At 61.2% G+C, this 18,900-nt stretch carries 17 protein-coding genes and 1 tRNA gene; 11 read left to right on the plus strand and 7 right to left on the minus strand.

The genetic code is table 11. The features are described from left to right. Nucleotides 1–3: 3 nt before the first annotated feature. The 6 genes from JL39_RS05005 to JL39_RS05030 form a co-directional block, all read right to left on the minus strand. Entirely contained in the window at nucleotides 4–786 is a 783-nt protein-coding gene (locus tag JL39_RS05005; protein WP_037146922.1) for a TatD family hydrolase, read from the minus strand. A gap of 19 nt (nucleotides 787–805) precedes the next feature. After that, the gene (metG, locus tag JL39_RS05010) at nucleotides 806–2,359 is read right to left on the minus strand and encodes a methionine--tRNA ligase (protein WP_037146925.1); all 1,554 of its coding nucleotides are present in this window, start codon (nucleotides 2,357–2,359) and stop codon (nucleotides 806–808) included. Between the two features lie 105 nt (nucleotides 2,360–2,464). Then, complete coding sequence (locus JL39_RS05015; protein WP_037146930.1) at nucleotides 2,465–3,493, minus strand: DNA polymerase III subunit delta'; 1,029 nt, start codon at nucleotides 3,491–3,493, stop codon at nucleotides 2,465–2,467. Continuing rightward, nucleotides 3,490–4,170 (minus strand): dTMP kinase, encoded by a 681-nt coding sequence (tmk, locus tag JL39_RS05020; RefSeq protein ID WP_037148441.1) that lies wholly within the window; start codon nucleotides 4,168–4,170, stop codon nucleotides 3,490–3,492. Before tmk ends, JL39_RS05015 begins: the two co-directional genes overlap by 4 nt. Nucleotides 4,171–4,250: 80 nt before the next feature. Continuing rightward, entirely contained in the window at nucleotides 4,251–5,417 is a 1,167-nt protein-coding gene (locus JL39_RS05025; protein ID WP_081952754.1) for a D-alanyl-D-alanine carboxypeptidase family protein, read from the minus strand. Nucleotides 5,418–5,484: 67 nt separating this feature from the next. Next, nucleotides 5,485–6,558, minus strand: coding sequence for a septal ring lytic transglycosylase RlpA family protein (locus tag JL39_RS05030; RefSeq protein ID WP_037146933.1), 1,074 nt, complete (start codon nucleotides 6,556–6,558; stop codon nucleotides 5,485–5,487). A 401-nt stretch (nucleotides 6,559–6,959) separates the two neighbouring features. Here JL39_RS05030 and JL39_RS05035 point away from each other — a divergent pair. The 11 genes from JL39_RS05035 to JL39_RS05085 all read left to right on the plus strand — a co-directional run bounded on the left by JL39_RS05035 (nucleotide 6,960) and on the right by JL39_RS05085 (nucleotide 17,675). Beyond that, nucleotides 6,960–7,049, plus strand: a tRNA-Ser gene (locus JL39_RS05035). Nucleotides 7,050–7,224: 175 nt separating this feature from the next. Further along, a complete protein-coding gene (locus JL39_RS05040) occupies nucleotides 7,225–8,316 on the plus strand; it encodes a nitroreductase family protein (protein ID WP_037146936.1) in 1,092 nt (363 codons plus the stop codon). Between the two features lie 409 nt (nucleotides 8,317–8,725). Continuing rightward, nucleotides 8,726–8,890: a hypothetical protein gene (locus JL39_RS32080; RefSeq protein WP_210165744.1), complete on the plus strand. Its 165-nt coding sequence runs from the start codon at nucleotides 8,726–8,728 to the stop codon at nucleotides 8,888–8,890. A gap of 373 nt (nucleotides 8,891–9,263) precedes the next feature. Continuing rightward, nucleotides 9,264–9,611, plus strand: coding sequence for a DMT family protein (locus JL39_RS05050; protein WP_037146943.1), 348 nt, complete (start codon nucleotides 9,264–9,266; stop codon nucleotides 9,609–9,611). Between the two features lie 61 nt (nucleotides 9,612–9,672). Continuing rightward, on the plus strand, nucleotides 9,673–10,647 hold the full coding sequence (locus JL39_RS05055) for a DUF72 domain-containing protein (RefSeq protein WP_081952721.1): 975 nt from the start codon (nucleotides 9,673–9,675) through the stop codon (nucleotides 10,645–10,647). A 61-nt stretch (nucleotides 10,648–10,708) separates the two neighbouring features. Continuing rightward, nucleotides 10,709–12,592, plus strand: a complete 1,884-nt coding sequence (locus JL39_RS05060) for a peptidylprolyl isomerase (RefSeq protein ID WP_037146946.1) — start codon at nucleotides 10,709–10,711, stop codon at nucleotides 12,590–12,592. 18 nt (nucleotides 12,593–12,610) lie between these two features. After that, the gene (gene trpD / locus JL39_RS05065) at nucleotides 12,611–13,627 is read left to right on the plus strand and encodes an anthranilate phosphoribosyltransferase (RefSeq protein ID WP_037146948.1); all 1,017 of its coding nucleotides are present in this window, start codon (nucleotides 12,611–12,613) and stop codon (nucleotides 13,625–13,627) included. Nucleotides 13,628–13,631: 4 nt separating this feature from the next. Continuing rightward, nucleotides 13,632–14,447, plus strand: a complete 816-nt coding sequence (gene trpC, locus JL39_RS05070) for an indole-3-glycerol phosphate synthase TrpC (protein ID WP_037146950.1) — start codon at nucleotides 13,632–13,634, stop codon at nucleotides 14,445–14,447. After that, a complete protein-coding gene (gene moaC / locus JL39_RS05075) occupies nucleotides 14,447–14,926 on the plus strand; it encodes a cyclic pyranopterin monophosphate synthase MoaC (protein WP_037146952.1) in 480 nt (159 codons plus the stop codon). The genes trpC and moaC overlap by 1 nt, the downstream gene beginning before the upstream one ends. Before the next feature lie 16 nt (nucleotides 14,927–14,942). Beyond that, nucleotides 14,943–16,157, plus strand: coding sequence for a gephyrin-like molybdotransferase Glp (gene glp, locus JL39_RS05080; RefSeq protein ID WP_037146955.1), 1,215 nt, complete (start codon nucleotides 14,943–14,945; stop codon nucleotides 16,155–16,157). A gap of 63 nt (nucleotides 16,158–16,220) precedes the next feature. Continuing rightward, nucleotides 16,221–17,675 carry a deoxyribodipyrimidine photo-lyase gene (locus JL39_RS05085; protein ID WP_037146957.1) on the plus strand — a complete coding sequence of 485 codons (1,455 nt, stop codon included), beginning with the start codon at nucleotides 16,221–16,223 and terminating at the stop codon, nucleotides 17,673–17,675. Nucleotides 17,676–17,725: 50 nt separating this feature from the next. Here the strand turns inward: JL39_RS05085 and JL39_RS05090 are convergent, their stop codons facing one another. Next, on the minus strand, nucleotides 17,726–18,871 hold the full coding sequence (locus JL39_RS05090) for a citrate synthase (protein WP_037148447.1): 1,146 nt from the start codon (nucleotides 18,869–18,871) through the stop codon (nucleotides 17,726–17,728). Nucleotides 18,872–18,900: the final 29 nt, after the last annotated feature.

Here is an 18,900-nt window from a genome sequence, read left to right on the forward strand (position 1 = left end):
CGGTCAGAGCCTCGGCATCTTGGAGAAGATGCGGAAGGCATTCTCGGTGGTGACGCGGGCAATCTCCTCGTAGCTCACGTTCTTGCATTCGGCGAGCACTTCGGCGGTATTGACCACGTAGGACGGCTCGTTTCGTTTTCCCCGCCACCGCTTCGGCGCCAGATACGGCGCGTCGGTCTCGACCAATAACCGGTCTATCGGCACGGTCCGCGCAATGGTTCTCAACTCTTCCGACTTCGGGAATGTCAGGATGCCGGAGAAGGAGACATAGCCGCCAAGTTCCACGCCGACACGGGCGAGCTCGGCACCGGACGAGAAGCAGTGCAGGATGAAGGGAAATGTCCCCTTCCCGCTTTCGACGGTCAGTATCTCGATCATGTCTGCGTCGGCGCTGCGGCTGTGGATGACGAGCGGCAGGCCCGTCTCCCGCGCCGCGGCTATGTGGCGGACGAAGCCGGTCTTCTGATCGGCCGGCGTCTGCGTGTCGTAGAAATAGTCGAGCCCCGCCTCGCCGATTGCGACGATCTTCTGATGCGCCTTCGCGAGCCGCACCAGGTCTTCCGTCTGGATATCGAGTTCTTCGCCGGCATTGTTCGGATGGGTGCCGACCGAGCAGAAGACTGACGGATATTTCTCCGTGATCGCCAGCAGGTCGTCGAGCCTTCGCACACGGGTCGAGATGGTCACCATCTGCCTTACGCCGGCTTCGTGAGCGCGGGCGACGATCGCGTCGCGTTCCTCCGCGAAATCGGCGAAATCCAGATGGCAATGGGTATCGATCAGCATGGGAAAACCTGGAGCTATATTAGGCGCTTGCTTCGGGCGCCACGTAACGCGGAAAGACCGGTTTCGGCGCCTCAAGTGGCGTTCCCGGCTTCAGGCGCCCTGCCTCGCCGAGTGCCGCGAAATCGCGGGCGTCGGCCGGCGCGGCTACCAGATCGAGCAGCTTGGTGGATGAATCCGGCATGAAGGGCTGCAGGAGGATGGCGACCTGGCGCACGACTTCCGCTGCCACGTAGAGCACGGTGCCCATGCGGGCCGGGTCGGTCTTCTTCAGCACCCAGGGCGCCTGCGCAGCGAAATAACGGTCCGTCTCCGAGACGACGCCGATGATCGCCGCGAGCGCACGATGGATAGCCTGTTTATCCATCTCCTCCCGGCAGGCTGCGAGAAGGCTGTCGGCTGCGGCAAGCAGCTCCCTGTCCGCGTCGGTGAATTCACCGGGCTCGGGGACGATGCCATCGCAATTCTTGACGATCATCGACAGCGAGCGGCTGGCGAGATTGCCGATGCCATTGGCGAGATCGGCGTTGACGCGGGTCGCGATGAGCTGCTCGTTGCAATTGCCATCCTGGCCGAAGGAAATCTCACGGCAGAGATAATAGCGAACATAGTCGAGCCCGAACTTTTCCAGAAGCTCGAACGGATCGACCACGTTGCCGAGCGATTTCGACATCTTCTCGCCGGCATTCAGCACGAAGCCGTGCGCGAAGACGCGCTTCGGCAGCGGCAGTTTGGCCGACATCAGGAAGGCCGGCCAATAGACCGCATGGAAGCGGATGATGTCCTTGCCGATGATATGCGCGTCCGCCGGCCAGTATTTCGCACGCGGGCCGTTCGGATTATCCAGATAGCCGGTTGCGGTGATGTAATTGGTCAGCGCATCGACCCAGACATACATGACATGCGCCGGGTCGTTCGGTACCTTGATACCCCAATCGAAGGTGGTGCGAGACACCGACAGGTCCTTGAGGCCGGATTTCACGAAGGAAATGACTTCGTTGCGGCGCTCGTTGGGACCGATGAAATCCGGGTTTTCCTCATAGTGCTTGAGGAGCTTGTCCTCATAAGCAGAGAGCCGGAAGAAATAGCTCGACTCCTCCACCCATTCGACCGGCGAACCCTGGGGGCCGTAACGCACGCCATCACGCACTTCGGTCTCGTTTTCGGCGTAATAGGCCTCGTCACGCACCGAATACCAGCCGGCATAGGTATCCTTGTAGATGTCGCCGTTGTCGGCCATCCGGTTCCAGATGTCCTTCGAAGCCTCGTGATGGCGAGGTTCGGTAGTGCGGATGAAGTCATCGTTGGACGCATTAAGCAACCGGCCCATCACGCGGAATTCATTCGAGTTTCGTTCGGCGAGTGCTTCCGGTGAGATGCCTTCGGCGCGGGCCGTCTGCTGCATCTTCTGGCCATGCTCGTCCGTGCCGGTCAGGAAGAAGACATCCTTGCCGTCGAGGCGCTGGAAGCGCGCCATGGCATCCGTCGCGATCAGTTCATAGGCATGGCCGATATGCGGCTTGCCGTTCGGATAGGAAATCGCGGTGGTGATGTAATAGGGCGTCTTGTTCGGCATTGTCGGCACTCGGGCACTTAAAGGAAATGATGCAGCGCTCTTAGCGCATGTTTCGCAGGAGCGAAACACAAAGTTCCTTTGCGATGTTCCCCACCCTGCCCGCGATCAACGTCGGGCGGCTTCGAGAATCGAGAGGATCGTCTGCTTGCGGTCGAGGTTGTAGGCCTGCGCCACCGTGATCTTTTCGGCGATATCGCTGACGAGCCTGGCCTGCCGGTCGGCGGCCGGAAGATCGCCGGCAAACGCCGCTTCACGTGCGCGGGCGACCAGATAGTCGCTCAGATGCTCCAGGAAGAAGCCGAAGATCACGTCGCTTTCCTTGCCGGACAGCACGTCCGCCAGGCGGTGCATGGCTTTTCGGGCGGTGGGGCCGTCTGCTGCTATCACCTCATTGAAGGCGGCGATGATCTCGGTGCCACCATAGTTCAGAAGCTTCAGCGCCTGCGCAACGCTGCCTTTGCCCATGGACAGCACGATTTCCTCGGTCCGGCCGCCTTCGAGCGGCATGCCAAGCCCGGCGAGCGCCTTCGACAGGTCTTCATCGCTCAGCGGCGACAGCTTCAGCGACTGGCAGCGGGAGCGGATCGTCGGCAGCAGTTTTCCGGGCGCATGCGAGAGCACGATGAAGAGCGCACGCCGCGGCGGCTCTTCGAGGATCTTGAGGATGGCATTGGCGGCATTGCGGTTGAGGTCGTCGGCCGGATCGATGATGACGATCCGCCAATTGCCCGTGCCGGAGGTCTGCGAGAAGAAATGCCCTGCCCTGCGCACTTCGTCCACGGTGATCGCGGTCTTCGCTTTCCCGGTTTTCTCGTCCACCGGACGCGTCAGATGCAGCAGATTATGCGAAGCGCCCGACGCGATCTGCCGGCTCACCGGCGAGTTGGGGTCAGGATCGGAGAGATGGTCCGGCGCCGCTTCAGGATCGGGATGGGTGAGCACATGATTGGCGAAACGGAAGGCGAGTGTCGCTTTGCCGATTCCTTCCGGCCCCTCGATGAGAATTGCGTGATGCCCCTTCCCCGAACGGTAGCTGCGCGCAAGGAAATCCTCGGCCGATCGATGGCCATAGAGATGCGGATTGCGTGCCGGCGGCACGGCGCCGTCGAGGATGCCGGCGGTCTCTTCGCTCATCCGACCGATTCCGCATTGCTTGTCTGCCTGAGGGCGAGCTCGCGTACCAGCGGCTCGATGATCGCGAAAATTTCGTCTGCGATCTCATCCTCGGCACGTTCGGCATTCACCACATGGCAGCGACCTGGCTCCACTTCGGCGATCTCCAGATAGGCTTCGCGGCGCTTCTCGTGCGTTTCGATCTCTTCGCGTTCGAATCGGTCCGGTGCGTTTTCCGCGCCGCGCTTGCGGGCGCGTTTCAGGCCAACCTCGGCCGGGAGATCGAGGATCAGCGTACAATCCGGGACGACGCCATCGATCGCCACCCGCTGCAACGCCTCGATGAAGTCCGGTTCCAGATTGCCGGTCACGCCCTGGTAGACGCGCGAAGAATCGATGAAGCGGTCGCAAAGCACAATAGCCCCGCTTTCGAGCGCTGGGCGTATCACTTCTTCGACATGGTCGTTGCGGGCGGCCGCGAACAGGATCGCCTCCATGCGCACGCCGAATTCTTCTGCCGCACCGGAAAGCAGGACATGGCGCACAGCCTCGGCCCCTGGCGAACCGCCTGGCTCCCGGGTCATGAGCACGTCGTGGCCACGACGCCGCAATTGGTCGGCCAGCCGCCGAATCTGGGTGGATTTGCCGGCCCCCTCGCCGCCTTCGAAAGTCACGAACAATCCGGAACGTTCTGCCACGCGTGTTTCCGCATTCATCTCTTCATCAATTTATAGCGCAATATAGGTGCAGTGCGAAACAATGCGCAAATCTCAAAGTCTTAAAGCCAGAAGAACATCAGTTCGAGCAGAGCATCGGTTGCCTGGCTCGTCAGACTGCCTGTCTTGATGGACTGGGCGGTCACCAGCGGGACTTCGCGCACCACTCTGTCTGCTGAGGAAATCTTGAGTACACCGACAGGCTGCCCTTCCGCAACAGGGGCTCTGAGAGGCCAGCGGTAGACGATTCGCCCCGATAGCCGATCGGGATTGTTGGTCGGCAGGTAGATATCGACCGGCTCCCTGGCGACAAGGTCCACATAGCGCGACGTCCCGCCGTAGACGCTTGCCTGACCAACCACCTCCCCTTGTTTGAAGAGCACCTTGGTCTCGAACGAGGAAAGTCCCCATTCCAGCACCTTTCGTGCCTCCTCAAGCCTCTCCTTGTCGCTCGCGAGGCCGCCCATGGCGAGAAAGAGCCGCGTGCCGTTGCGCGCCACCGAGGCGACCAGCGCGTAGCCGGACCCTTCCGCAAAACCCGCGCCAAGGCCGTCGACGCCGATGTTCAGCGCAAGAAGCGGGTTCTTGTTGCGCTGGAAGATCTTGTTCCATTCGAAATCCGGCTGCGCATAGAGCGGATAGAATTCCGGATATTCACGATGGATATGTCGGGCGAGTTCCACGAGGTCGCGCGCTGTCGTACGGTTTTCCGCACCTGGCAGGCCGGTGGAATTGCCGAAGAGCGAGCGGCTGAGCCCGATATCCTTGGCGCGGGCGGTCATGCGGGCGGCAAATTCGCCTTCGGAACGGGAAATGCCTTCAGCCAGAACGATGCAGGCGTCATTGGCATTCTGCACGATCACGCCTTTGACGAGATCCTCCACCCGAACCTGCGATTTCAGCGCTGCGAACATGGTCGTCGTACCGGATGGCGCACCACCCGTGCGCCAGGCATATTCGCTGACGGGATAAACGGTGTCGCGGCTGATCTCGCCGCGCCTGATGGCGCTGAAAACGACCTCCATCGTCATCAGCTTGGCGAGCGAGGCCGGCGGGAAAGCCTGATTCTCGTTCGAGGCGAGCAGCACTGTGCCCGTCTTGGCCTCGACCATGTAAACCTGTTTCGCCTTGGTGACGAAGGCGGGCGTGGGTTGCTGTGCGCTCGCTGCTCCCGAGAGCCGGGCAACGCCAAGCACAATCAGGCAAAGGAAAAACAGAAGGCGCCGCATCATCACCCCATCGACCACGTCACTCTATGCCTAGCAGCGCCGCCGACTCACCGCAATTGCGGTGCTCTCAACGCACGGGCTTTTGAGCGGGTCTCGGGGCTTCGAGGATCATGTTGCCAAACATCACCTGCGGGGCCTTGGCTCTCGTGGGTTCCGCGTAAGCAACGGTTGCCCGGGCGTTTGTCGGTTCGGCGTAGGTCGCCATAGCCTTGCTCTTGGCCGGCGCTGATTCAGCATAGACCGGAGCGACGGCGCGTGGTTGTCGATCGCCGGCCATCGGCCGTTCGGAGGGAAGCGGCCCTATCTGCGGTAGCGCCGCGAATTGTTCGAATGCCTGAAAGGCCTGTGTCGCGGCCGGCGCGGGACCGCTCGGCGTGCGGCCAGCAAGCGCGACAGGCGTCGGCATGGCGGAGCCATAGCTCTGGAGCTGGTCGCCCAGCGGCTGGTTGGACGCGACCATGACGCCGGTTGCGATCTGCCCTTCCGGCTGGATCGACGGCAGGCGGTCGCCCTTACGGATGTAGGATGCCATCAGGAACGGCATGTCCCTGCCATCCATCCGTGCGCGGCCGACATATTGCACGTTCACATGTGCCGTGCCGGTCCGCTTCATGTCCAGCAGCTCGGCCGTCTTGTCGGAAACGTCGATGATGCGGCCAGGATGATAGGGCCCGCGATCGTTGACCCGGACGATCACCGACGTGCCGTTATCGAGATTGGTGACGCGTGCGTAGCTCGGCAAGGGAAAGGTCGGATGCGCGGCGGAAAGATGTTCGCTGTCGTAAACTTCGCCATTGGCGGTGAACCGGCCATGGAAAGCAGCACCATACCAGGAGGCAAGACCCTTCTTGTTGTAGTTGGGATCTTCCTTCGGGACGTAGGTCTTCCCTTTCACCTGGTAGGGCTGGCCTACCATGAAACGACCGCCACCTTTCGGCACGGGCTTTCCTGCCTCGACGACCCGAGGGCTTGCTTTTACGCCATATTCCTTTTCGGAGAAATATTCCTTGCTGCGGGGTTTCTTCTTGGGCGCCTCGGTCGTGGCGCACGATGCCATTCCGACGCAGACCAATGTTATCCCGAGCCATTTCGCACTCAGCGAAAGCTTGCCGCCACTCAAACCCAAACTCGTCCGTCCCATGCCGCTTTCGCCGCGATCTACGGCAGTCGGTCCTCGTCACCGCTCCGCTTTTCGCAGCCATTGTGAACCGGTTCGAGGCATACCCCTATGCCGCCGAAGTCGATAGCAGGGGAGTCTTGCCGGCAACATGGCAAAAATGCGAACAAAATCGGGCAGATAGATAAACTTTTATCGAGTATGGTTAATCGATTGCGAATGCGGGGGCGGGTGAAAGCCGGAATTTTGACGGCGCGAGGAGCAAGATTACCGCTTTTGTGAGCGATTTAACCATGCTGGCGGCTCACGAATGAAGGGGACGGTCGAATTCGCTCAGACGTATTTCAGACTGTCGGTAGAAAGGAAATGATTGGCGGCGCTCAGTTGACGCCGAAAACCTGCAGGCTATAAAGCCAGCATTCGATGGAAGAGTGTCCGAGTGGTTTAAGGAACCGGTCTTGAAAACCGGCGTGCGGGAAACCGTACCGTGGGTTCGAATCCCACCTCTTCCGCCATTGGCAGCTTGTATCCCGGCCTGAATGACCGCTGCTTCATCTTTTCCAATTGCTGCAAGATTTGTTCGGATCCGGCGGCCATGTCGCTACGGGTCAGCGCATTCGCCTGTCTTCTTGACCAAGCTCAAACGCATACCCATCCTCCCATATAGAATGCCAGAAAAAAGGAGGCGGCATGAACAGACGGAGCATGCTCCTTGGCGCAGCCGGCACGCTGCTGCTTGGGGGCGCGGGGGTCGCCGGGTGGCGGTCGGCTGTCGGGTCTATGAGCGGATATGACGATTATGCGGCCCACCTGCGCGCTCCGATCCCGGCCCGACCGGATATGGCCGACCTTGTCCGTTATGCGACGCTCGCGGCCAACAGTCACAATACCCAGCCATGGCGCTTTCGCATCGAAGACGGCGCTATCGACATCCTGCCCGATCTGTCGCGCAGGACGCCGGCCGTTGATCCGGACGACCATCATCTCTTCGTCAGTCTCGGCTGCGCAGCGGAGAATCTGCTGATCGCTGCGGGGGCGACAGGACGACCGGGCGAACTGGAGATCGATGCAGACGGCGCCCGGGTGCGCTATTCCTTTTCCGAAGGTGCGTCGCGATCCGATCCGCTTTTCGCAGCAATTCCGGCGCGACAGTCCACCCGCGCCACCTATGATCGACGTCCTGTACCTGCCGAACATCTCGAAAAACTCCGGCGGGCTGCCGGAATACCGGGCGTCCGGCTTGTCCTTCTTTCTGACCGGGTCCTGATGCGGCAGGTGCGGGACTTGGTCGTCGCTGGCAATGACGCACAGATGGGCACCCCCGCCTTCATGGCGGAATTGAAGCAGTGGCTGCGCTTCAATCCCCGCGCCGCCATGACTTCCGGAGACGGCCTGTTCTCGGCTGCGAGCGGCAATCCGGTGCTTCCCGATCTTCTTGGCGGCTACGCGTTCGAGCTTTTCTTCAGTCCCACGTCCGAGAACGACAAATATGCACGTCAGATCGATTCGTCGGCGGGAATCGCCGTCTTCCTTGCCGAGGCGGAGAGCCCGGCGCACTGGATTGCAGTCGGCCGCGCCAGTCAGCGTTTCGCGCTGACGGCGACCAGCCTCGGCGTCAAACACGCCTTCGTCAATCAACCCGTCGAGGTGGCGCGTCTGCGACCGGAACTGGCGACGCTGATCGGTGAGAGGGGGATGCGGCCTGATATCGTGATGCGCTTCGGTTATGGCCCGGAACTTGCCTTTTCTCCGCGGCGTCCCGTGGAGACGGTGCTGATCTAGCGCAGGGAAAGATGGCCGTCGGCCTTGTTGGTCAGTCCTTTAACCGTCGCTCGAAATCGCGAATCGACTGCTCAATCCAAGGCTCGCGATATCCCACGGCATAATCGATAACATCATAGTCTCGGCGTCTTTGCCAGACGAAGAACAGACGTTTGAAGATCGCTGCCAGCCGCAAGGCACCCTCCAATTCGATATCGAGACCCGACGTGCGCCTCGTGTGATCCACACGCCGGGTCTCTTGCCGTAAGGCGATACGGCGCAACTGAATTGACATTTGCTAAATGAACGCTAGCTGAATAATGGTGCGCGGAGAGCGACGGCATGCTTGGCGCCTTCCATCCATCAAGCTCGGCGCAAGCCAATATCCCTATCGTTTTCTCGTCGGGATGATCCCGAATGATTGGGGACTATGATGTCGAACGAGACCAACTCTACAAACCAGCCGTCCGAACAGTCGATCGCGCTGTTCCTGCAGACCGGTGACGCCGACAAGCTGACCGATATCCTGGTCGAGGCGCTTTACGAAGCCTTCCGCACGCTCGAGGACGAGATCCGACTCGACACCGTGCATTGAGCCTTCGCAGGCTTTCTGGGGCCTGACGCCGGTATCGAACACGCGATCAACGGCGTTACCAGGCGAAGGATAAGGCGTCTTACGTGAAGGATGCGCTTGCAGTCATGGCCGCGGTGCCGGATTGGACGCATTCGAACTGTCGGAATTCCATGTCCTGACAAAACGTCTCGGCCAACTCTTCTGCAGGTTCGGCAATCCGCGCTGCTCGGAATGCCCGGTCAGGCAGCATTGCCGTTTCGCAGGCTCTGTTGTGCGCCCGGCCGCCGGCGCTGAAGTGGCTTGCTCTCGTCTCATGGATGACCAGCCGCTTGTGTTTCGGGCGCGGACGTGATTGCCGTAAGGCATCTCTTATCCTGCCACGGAATCATCACCTATGCCCAACGCCGCCGTTCCCTTCCTCACCATCGGCTTCCTGATTCTCTCCAACGTCTTCATGACATTTGCCTGGTATGGCCACCTGAAGTTCGGGGATAAGCCGCTCTATATTGTTATATTGGCGAGTTGGGGCATCGCCTTTTTCGAATATTGCATGCAGGTGCCGGCCAACCGGATCGGCTACGGCTATTTCAACGCGGCTCAGCTGAAGACTATTCAGGAGATCATCACGCTCTCGGTCTTCGTGATCTTTTCCGTGCTTTATCTCGGCGAAACGATTCATTGGAAGCAGATCGTCGGTTTCAGTTTCATCGCCCTCGGCGCCTTTTTCATCTTCACAAAATAGGCCGCTTCAGGAACCGTCGCGTCGCCGGAACGTTTCGATCATCGTGATCTCAGGTGGCACGATGAAGAAGCGGTCGGGCGATATACGGATCGGCATTTCGGGCTGGACCTACAAGCCCTGGCGCGGCGTATTTTATCCCAAGGGCCTGCGGCAGAAGCAGGAACTGACCTATGCTGCCGAACATTTTCGCTCGATCGAGATCAACGGCACTTTCTACGGTCTTCAGCGCCCCCAGAGCTTTGCCACATGGTATGATGCGACGCCCGACGATTTCGTCTTCGCGGTCAAAGGCTCGCGTTACATCACCCATATGCGCCGCCTTGATGATATCGGGACACCGCTCGCAAATTTCTTCGCCTCCGGCGTCCTTCGTCTCGGCAAGAAGCTCGGCCCCATTCTCTGGCAGTTTCCGCCGCGGATGAAATTCGAGCCGGCCCGCTTCGAGGCGTTCCTGAAACTGCTGCCGAAGAATACCGAAGAAGCAGTCGAACTTGCCGGAAGGCACGACACCCGCCTCGATGATCGCGCTTATGTCGAGATGGACGCAAGGCGGCCGATGCACCATGCGCTGGAAATCCGCCACGACAGTTTCCGCGCGCAGGAATTCATCGATCTCTTGCGCCATTATCAGATTGGTCTGGTCGTAGCCGACACCGTGGAATGGCCGCTTCTCATGGATCTGACGGCCGATTTCGTCTATTGCCGCCTGCACGGTTCCGAACAGCTTTACGTCAGCGGCTACGACGACAAGGCGCTCGACCGCTGGGCTCATCTGATCCGCCAATGGGCGAAGGGAGAGGATCCGAAGGAGGCCGAACGTGTCGGTTCAGCCTCCCCTCCCCGGACCCATGGTCGGGATGTTTACGTCTATTTCGACAATGACGTGAAGGTCCGCGCACCGCAGGATGCCGGAGCCTTGGCGGATCGCCTGAATGCCGCCCCATTTCCTCGGGTGGGAAGGCTGCCAGACACGCATGAACGAACACCGTTCGCTTTTCCGTCGGCATGCCTTCATTTCCGTCTCGGTTTGATTTAGAGACAGTCCTTCAATCCGCTTTGTTTCAGGCGGCAGGACTATTCGCAAGGTATGTTGATCGATGCTTGATTCCCTCAGAAACGCCGCCCGCTCCTGGGTTGCCAAGGCTCTCCTCCTGCTTCTGGTCGTTTCCTTCGGCATCTGGGGTGTTTCCAGTTCGATGTTGACGGCAAACGGCAATACGGTGATGACGGTCGGGGACCAGCAGATATCGGCTGAGGAATTCCGCCTGGCCTACCAGCGCCAGATCGCCAATCTGAGCCGCCAGTTTGGCACGCAACTGACCGCCGAGCAGGCGCGCGCCTTTGGTGTCGAGAACGAGGTTTTTGCCCAGCTTGCTGCCGGCGCTGCGCTCGATCAGCTTTCGGATGATATGAACCTTGGTCTTTCCGAGGAAAGGCTCGCGGGCCTGATCGCCGAGGATCCGGCCTTCAAGGGCGTCAACGGCCAGTTTGATCGCAACCTCTTCACGTCGAGGCTGCGCAATGCAGGTATCCGGGAGGATGACTATATCAAGGAGCGCAGCAAGGTTGCGGTGCGAAGCCAGGTCGTCGAGGCGGTGTCCGACGGATTCAAGCCGCCGCAAGTGCTCGTCGACGCCTTGAAGCACTATCGCGATGAGAGCCGTTCCGTTGACTATCTCCTGCTCTCCAACGCCAATATCGATCCGGTCAAGGCGCCGACCGACGACGTGCTATCCGCCTGGTTTGAAGGTGTGAAAAGCCGTTATCGGGCGCCGGAATACCGGACTTTCGCCTATGTAAAACTGCAGCCGGCCGATATCGCTGATGCGTCCTCGATCACCGATGATCAGGTGCGTGCCCAGTACGAGAAAAGCAAGGACAGCTACAAGACCCACGAAACCCGCACGATCGAGCAGCTTACCTTCCCGGACAAGGAAATGGCGGAAGCTGCCGCAACGCAGCTCAAGGATGGTACGGCGACCTTCGACCAGATCATCAAGGACCAGGGCAAGACGGCGACCGACGTGCTGCTGGGTGATTTCACCCGAGATAACATGCCGGATCCGACTTTTGCCGAGCCCGCCTTCAAGGTTGCAGCGGCTGGCGGCACGACGCCCGTCATCGACGGCACCTTTGGTCCGGTGATCCTGCGCGTCACCAATATTCGCCCGGAAACGACCCGTTCGTTCGACGAGGTAAAGGAAGATATCCGCAAGCAGCTCGCGGTTTCTGCAGCCTCCCAGGAAGTCCTGAACGTCCACGATCGGTTCGAGGACATGCGCAGCGGCGGCACGTCGCTTGAGGATACAGCCAGAGACCTCAACCTCAAGATCGTCACCGTGACCGCCGACGCGTCGGGTCGCAACGAACAGGAGCAGCGTATCGAGGATATTCCGGCTTCCAATCAGTTGCTCGGCGAGGTCTTCCGCACCGAGCCTGGCGCCGATACCATCCCGGTAAACCTCGGCAATGACGGTTATGTCTGGTTCGAGGTCCGCAACATCGTCCCCGAGCGCGACAGGCCGCTTGCCGAAGTGCGCGACAAGGCGATTGCCGACTGGACCGCGGACCAGCAGCGCCAGGCGCTGGCAGCCAAGGCCAATGAGCTCAAGGGCCGCCTGGATAAGGGCGAGACGATTGAGGCCATCGGCGCAGAGCTCGGCCTTTCGGTCGAAAACAAGCAGGGCCTGCGCCGCGGTGAGGAGGACGCGATTTTCGGAGGTGAAGCGATCGCGGCAGCTTTCTCCGGCCCGGTCGGCATCATTGCCACCGCGCTTGGCGCCGATGGTGAAAGCCGTCTCCTGATGAAGGTCACAGCCGTCGATCAGGTGACCACCGATGCGCTTTCCGGCGATGAGCAACTGGAGCGTATGGCGGAGGCGGTCGGCGACGACATGCTCGATCAGATGGTTAACAGCCTGAAGAACAGTTATGGCGTCTCCGTCAACCAGACCGTCCTTAATCAGGTCATGCTCCAGTGACGCGCGAGGTAACCGAGTATGCCTGAGCTGAAACCCCTTATCGCCAAGGTCGCCAATGGCGAGAGTCTGACGCGTGAGCAAGCGCGCGAGGCTTTCGACATCCTGATGTCGGGAGAGGCAACGCCGTCGCAGATCGGTGGCTTCCTGATGGCACTGCGTGTTCGCGGCGAGACTGTCGCAGAGATTACCGGCGCAGTCGCAACCATGCGCGCCAAGATGCTGCCCGTCGAAGCCCCGGCTGACGCGATCGATATCGTCGGCACCGGTGGCGACGGACTGGGTACATACAATATTTCCACCCTCGCCTCGCTCATCGTCGCCGGCTGCGGCGTGCCGGTCGCCAAGCATGGCAATCGGGCGCAGAGTTCGAAATCCGGCACGGCCGACGCGCTGTCGGTGCTGGGCGTCGATCTGGAAATCGGCCCTGAACTGATAGCCCGCTGCATCAGGGAAGCCGGCATCGGCTTCATGTTCGCCTCTATGCATCATGCGGCGATGCGCCATGTCGGCCCGAGTCGCGTCGAGCTCGGCACGCGCACGATCTTCAACCTGCTTGGTCCCCTCTCAAACCCGGCCGGAGCCAAGCGCCAGCTTCTCGGTGTCTTCGCGCCGAAATGGCTGGAGCCGATCGCTGAAGTGCTGCGCGACCTGGGCTCCGAAACCGTCTGGGTGGTGCATGGCGACGGTATGGATGAAATCACCACGACAGGCATCACCCAGGTTACCGCGCTGGAAGACGGCAAGATCCGTTCCTTCGAGCTGACACCGATGGATTTCGGTGTGCAGCCTGCGACGCTTGCCGAACTCAAAGGCGGCGATGGCGTGGTCAATGCCGCGGCCTTGCGCGCGGTGCTTGCCGGTGCGAAAAATGCCTATCGCGATATCGCCCTTTGCAATGCGGCGGCGGCCCTGGTGATTGCCGGCAAGGCGGAGACGATCGCGGATGGCATGAGGCTTGCCACCCGTTCGCTGGAAAGCGGCGAGGCAGCGGCGGCCCTCGACCGCCTCGTCGCCGTCTCGAACGAAAAGGATTGAAGCCGTGACCGATATCCTGAAGAAGATCGAAGCCTACAAGCGCGAGGAAATCGCCGCTGCCAAGGCGAGTGTGCCGCTCGCCGAGGTGAAGGTCCGCGCCGCCAACCAGCCGGCCCCGCGCGGTTTCTATCGGGCGCTGAAGGCAAAGCAGGATGCAGGCGGATTCGGTCTCATTGCCGAGATCAAGAAGGCCAGCCCGTCAAAGGGCCTGATCCGCCCGGATTTCGACCCCCCTGCCCTTGCAGCCGCTTATGAAGCCGGCGGCGCCGCCTGCCTTTCGGTATTGACCGACAAGCCGAGCTTCCAGGGAGCTCCGGAATTTTTGACCGCGGCCCGTAATGCCTGCTCGCTTCCTGCTCTGCGCAAGGATTTCATGTTCGAGCCCTATCAGGTCTATGAGGCGCGTGCCTGGGGCGCCGACTGTATCCTGCTGATCATGGCCTCGCTGTCCGATGGTGAGGCGCGCGAGCTTTACGATGTTGCCGCAGAACTCGGCATGGACGTGCTGATCGAGGTCCATGATGCCGAAGAGATGGAGCGGGCGCTCAAACTCCCCTCGCCGCTGATCGGTATCAACAACCGTAACCTGCGCACCTTCGAATTGAGCCTGGAAACGAGCGAGAAACTGGCCCCGATGGTGCCGGCCGATCGTCTGCTCGTCGGAGAAAGCGGCATTTTCACGCACGAGGATTGCCAGCGCCTCAGACAGGTCGGCATCAATACCTTCCTCGTCGGCGAAAGCCTGATGCGCAAGGACGACGTGGCTGCGGCGACCCGCCTGCTCCTGACCGGCGGGACCGCGACCCTGGCGGCGGAATAATGGCGAACCTCACCCATATCGGCGCGTCCGGCGAGGCGCATATGGTCGATGTCGGCGACAAGGCCGAGACGAACCGTTCGGCGACGGCCGAAGGTTACGTCCGCATGCTGCCGGAAACGCTCTCGTTGATCCGCGAGGGCAACGCTAAAAAGGGCGATGTGATCGGCACGGCGCGACTGGCCGGCATCATGGCAGCCAAGAAGACGTCGGACCTCATCCCGCTCTGCCATCCGCTGATGCTGACCAAGGTTTCGGTGGATATCACGGAAGACGAGACGCTTCCGGGGCTGCGCGTTACGGCGACAGCGAAGCTTACCGGCAAAACCGGCGTCGAGATGGAGGCGCTGACGGCGGTTTCCGTCTCGTGCCTGACGATCTATGACATGGCCAAGGCCGCCGACAAGGGGATGGAGATCGGGGGGATTCGTCTTCTCGAAAAGACCGGCGGCAAGTCCGGAACCTATCGCCCAAAGGACTGAGTGGGAGGGCTGAGAGATGGCATTGTTGCCCGTTTCCGAGGCGAAGAGCCGCCTGCTGGACAAGGCGGACCCGATTGCCGGAAGCGAAACCGTTCCGCTTGGCGAGGCCAGCGGCCGGATTCTGGCGGCCGAAGTGGTCGCCCGGCTTACTCAGCCGCCATTCGATGCTTCCGCGATGGATGGTTATGCTTTGCGGGCCGAAGATGCATCTGCGATCGGCTCCGAATTGACGGTTATCGGCAGTGCCGCTGCCGGCCATGCTTTCGAAGGGGTGGTCGGCAAAGGGGAGACCGTTCGCATCTTCACGGGAGCGCCCCTGCCGGAAGGTGCCGATTCCGTATTGATCCAGGAGGATGCCGAAAGGCTCGACGGCAACCGTATCCGCACAACCTTCGCCGTCGTGAAGGGCCGGCATGTACGCCCGCGCGGCCAGGACTTTTTTGAGGGCGAGACGGTGCTCCATCCCGGCACCCTTCTCGATTTTTCGCACCTGACGGTCGCCGCTGCGATGAACCATCCGGAGCTTTCCGTCTATCGCCGTCCGCGCGTCGCAATCCTGGCGACCGGCGACGAACTGGTCTTGCCCGGCGACACACCCGGTCTGGCGCAGATCATCGCGTCCAACACGTTCGGTATTTCCGCGCTGGTGCGCGACAATGGCGGCGAGGTTCTGGACTTCGGCATCGTCAGGGATCGGCAGGAAGATATCGCTGTTGCGATCGAAAAGGCCCGCGCCGCGCAAGCCGATGTGCTGGTGACGCTTGGTGGCGCCTCGGTCGGCGATCACGACCTCGTGCAGGCGACGCTGAAGAACGCAGGCATGCAACTCGATTTCTGGCGGATCGCCATGCGGCCAGGCAAGCCGCTCATGGTCGGGACCCTTGAAGGCATGCAGGTGCTCGGCCTGCCGGGCAATCCGGTCGCAAGCCTGGTTACCGGTATGCTCTTTCTGGAGCCGCTGCTTCGCAAGCTCGCCCGCCTGCCGGAAAGGCATCGCGAAGTGGAAGGCATCACGACGAAGGCGCTGGCCGCCAACGACCAGCGCCAGGATTATCTGCGTGCGAGGATCTCGAAGGATCACGCCGGTAATCTGGTGGCCGAGGCCTTCCAGAAACAGGATTCTTCGATGATGAAGATTTTTGCCCAGTCCGGCGGGCTGATCATCCGCCCTCCGCACGCGCCGGAACTGCCTGCAGGCTCTCCTTGTCCCGTACTGCTGATACGTCCCTGACGACGATCCGGATATCGACTAAATCCGGAGCTTGGGAAGCATTGTCCCCTCACGGAGAATAGTGTGCCGAAATCAGAAGTCCCCAGCATCGTCTGGTTCCGCAGGGATTTGCGCCTGGATGACAACCCGGCATTGCACGCGGCGATGGAAACCGGCGGCCCAGTCATTCCGGTCTACATCCGTGAACCGCAGCATTTGAATGTCGGCCCGCTGGGAGCCGCTCAGCGATGGTGGCTGCATCACTCCCTGACGGCGCTGGCGAAATCCCTGAAGTCCGCCGGCAGCGGCCTGACATTGATTTCCGGAAAGGCGGAGGACGTGCTGGTCGATCTCGCCCGCCAGACTGGCGCTCGCATGGTTTTTGTCAATCGCGCCTATGAGCGGCATCAGGTCGATCGCGGCATCGCGCTCGAACTGAAGAAGCGCGATATCGCCGTCCGTGCGTTTCATGGCCAGCTTCTGCAAGAGCCGCATGCGATCCGCACCGGCGCCGGTAGGGCTTTCAGGGTTTTCACACCGTTCTGGAACGCTCTGCAAAAGGCCGGCGAGCCGCGGGAGCCGATCGGCCCGCCGCTGAAAATTCCTTCGCAGGATCATCATCACCGGTCAGAGAGACTGGACAGTTGGGGACTTCTTCCGAAAAAGCCAGACTGGGCGGCCGGGTTCCCGGCAATATGGACCCCCGGTGAAGATGGCGCTCGGGAAAAGCTCGCCGACTTTATCGACCGGAAGCTCCAGGACTACAAGCATGGTCGTGACCTGCCGAGCGTCCGAGCCACGTCCTTGCTGTCGCCCCATCTCACCCACGGAGAGATTTCCCCGGCTCGTATCTGGCATGCGACCAGGGGCATGCCGAAGACCGCTTCCGAAGATGTGGTACATTTTCGCCGTGAACTCGCATGGCGCGACTTCTGCTACAGCCTGCTGATTGAGTTCCCGGAACTGGACGAGAAGAACTGGGACAACACTTTCGATACCTTCCAGTGGGGGTATGATGCGAAGGAATTCCGCGCCTGGACGAAGGGGCTGACGGGTTACCCGATCGTCGATGCCGGCATGCGCCAACTCTGGCGCTACGGCTTCATGCATAATCGGGTGCGGATGATCACCGCATCTTTTCTCATCAAGGATCTGATGATCGACTGGCGGAAAGGCGAGAAGTGGTTCCGCGATACACTGGTCGATGCCGATCCGGCCAACAATGCCGCAAACTGGCAGTGGGTCGCGGGCTCGGGCGCCGACGCTTCGCCCTTCTTCCGTATCTTCAACCCGGTCCTGCAAGGCGAGAGATTCGATCCGGAGGGCGATTACGTGCGCGAGCACGTACCGGAACTCGGCAACCTGGACCGCAAGTACATCCACAAGCCCTTCGATGCTCCGAAGTACGTTCTGGATAAGGCCGGAATCGAGCTCGGCCGAACCTATCCGAGGCCGATCGTCGATCACGGCCTTGCCCGAGACAGAGCGCTCGCAGCCTACAAGGCCAGAACGAATCCATCCGGTCCTGAAACGCTATAGGGGCTTTGGGAAGCGGGGTTCAGGCGCGGTGCAAGAGCCCTCGCATGGCCTCAAAGAGCATCGTCTGGCGGGATGCCTGCATAACGGGCCCGCGGTCGAATCAGCTGGCCGCTATCGACCTGCTCCATGGCATGCGCGAGCCAGCCGGGGGTACGGGCAAGAGCGAAGATGACGAGCGGTGAGTCTTCCGGTAGCCCGAACGTGGCCGCAAGCGCGGCAAGTGCGAAATCGATATTGGCCGGCTCGCCGAGCAGTTCCTCTCCGGCTTCCGCCAGGAATCTGTAGAGGGGTGGAACCTCGAAGCTTGCCAACAGGGCCTTGGCGCGGGGATCGCCCTGCGGGTAGAGCCGGTGGCCGAAGGCCCGCACCAGTCCTTCCGATGACAGGGCGCCCCGAATCGCTTCCCGCACGCCGACAGATACGGCCTGTTCCGCAAGCCGCGTGACGCTGAGCCATGCGCCGCCATGCCGTGGACCGGTCAGCGTCGCCAATCCCGAAAGCGTTGCTGCCGAAAGGGCCGCACCGGATGATGCGGTGACGCGTGCCGCGAAAGCCGAGACGGCGAGCTCATGCTCCGCCGCAAGCACCAGCGCCCTGCGGATCGGGTCGGCCGCTTCGGGCCGTTGCCAGCCAAGCGCAAGGCGCTGATGCAGTGACACCGGCTCGCCATTCCACGGTGCGAGCCCGGCGGCCACCGTGGAGAGCACCGAGACAGCCTCGGCTTGCAGGACGGAAGGCGTCCTGCCCAATGCCGGCAGGTCGTTCATGACGCGCGCCGCAAGGACTGCCAGGGCATTTGCCATGCGTGACGCCTCTCCCGTTCGGTGCTCACCCGTTTCGACACGGATGTCCTGGCTGTTCCAAAGAAGGGCGGCGACCTTTTCCAGCGTCGCATGGCCGGCAAGCTCGATCGCATCATGACCGCGATAGAACAATTTTCCGTCGGAAATCGTCGAGATGGCGGTCGGCAGAACCGGATCGCCCCAGCGGATGGCTTCCGCCGCGACCGCAGCCGCCTGGCGCCGGCCGGCATGGCGCTCTGCGAGCCGCTGCACATCGCTGGCCCGGTAAAGGCTGCGACGCGGGTCGGCAGGGTCCGGCTTGGCACGGATGCGTCCGCGGCTGACATTGGCGTAGAGCGTCTGCGGTTTGGTTCCGAGCCGGGCAAGGGCCTCGTCGGCGGTGATCCAGAGTATGTTCATATTGATCGATTGCATCAAGATTG

The organism is Rhizobium sp. YS-1r, from assembly GCF_000757525.1.
In the GTDB taxonomy this organism is placed as follows: domain Bacteria; phylum Pseudomonadota; class Alphaproteobacteria; order Rhizobiales; family Rhizobiaceae; genus Neorhizobium; species Neorhizobium petrolearium.